The sequence below is a fragment of the Streptomyces sp. NRRL WC-3549 genome (assembly GCF_000721935.1).
In the GTDB taxonomy this organism is placed as follows: Bacteria; Actinomycetota; Actinomycetes; order Streptomycetales; family Streptomycetaceae; genus Streptomyces.
This window is the reverse complement of the sequence record NZ_KL585381.1, coordinates 114,020-115,068: the sequence shown is the minus strand read 5'-3', so window position 1 is coordinate 115,068 and position 1,049 is coordinate 114,020. Positions and strand designations below refer to the sequence as shown.

At 78.9% G+C, this 1,049-nt stretch carries 1 protein-coding gene and 1 pseudogene; one reads left to right on the top strand and one right to left on the bottom strand.

Features of this window, described 5'->3' with window-relative positions:
* A pseudogene (locus IH13_RS44235) lies at positions 1–540 on the bottom strand (PAS domain S-box protein); the annotation flags it as partial.
* Between the two features lie 327 nt (positions 541–867).
* Here IH13_RS44235 and IH13_RS44230 point away from each other — a divergent pair.
* The coding region (locus tag IH13_RS44230) for a hypothetical protein (RefSeq protein WP_234433178.1) at positions 868–1,049 on the top strand (182 nt) is incomplete at its 3' end.

Genomic DNA, 1,049 nt, shown 5'->3' with positions numbered 1-1,049 from the left:
AGAGATGTGTATAAGAGACAGGTTCTGCTGATGCGCCAGGTGCTGCGCGAACGGCACCCCCTGCCCCAGGGTCCGCACGCTGAAGGCGCGGCTCTGCGCGGAGTCCGACGACGCGGACGCCGGCGTCTCGGCGGGCAGCGGCTGGTGCCGCGCGTCCGGCGTGTGTCCGGGCGCGGCGGCCTGGTCCGGGTGCGGCACCGTCTCCGGGCCCGCCGCGACGGTGCCGGTGGTGTGCGCGGTCCCGTCGGGGCTCGCCCAGGGTGCGTCGGCCGCCGGAGCGGGGGCGCCGTCCTGGTCCGTGAGCGCCACCGGGCCCCGCCCCGGCGCACCGGACTCCACCCAGTCGGGCTGCGGGGGGACCGGAGGCAGCGGCTGTCCCGGTACGGGAAGCCCGGGGGCGGCGGGGGGCTGCTGCTCCGGGACGTCCGCGCGGCGCGCCCTGCGGCGGCCGGACGGTACGGGGTGTGCCTGCGGCGGGGTGTGGTCGGCGTCCGGTGCCGTACGTACGGCGTCATGGCGCTCCACGGGTCCGCCGGACATCGCCACCGGTCCTCCCTGGGCCCCGGCGGCGCGTGCCGGGGCGGCCGCGTGCGCCGGAAGATCGGGTGCCGCCGACGGCATGGGTACAGCCGGGGCCTCGGGCATCCCCGGGGCCGCGACGCCGGGTGCCGGCACGGGCGGTACCCGGTCGGCGTCGGCGGGCGGCAGCGCGAACGCCGTACGCGGTCCCGCCGGCTCGGACTGCGCGGAACGCTCCTGGGAGAGCGTCAGGGCCCTGCGGGCCCGTCGGCCACCGGTCTGCCGGCCCGGCTGCCCGGGCTGCCCGGGCTGCAACGCGGGGTCCGGCGACGCGACGGCAGGGAGAGCATGCTGGTTCTCGCCACCCGGGGGCGCCTGACGGGCCGCGGCCTCGGGCGGCACTCCCTGAGGCGGCACTCCCTGGGGCGGCACGGTCTGCCCGCGCTGCGGACGGCCGGCGCCGCCCTGGGCGCCCTCGGCCGCCGTCACCACGGACCCCTCGGAGGGCCTGTCTCTTATACACATCTCTG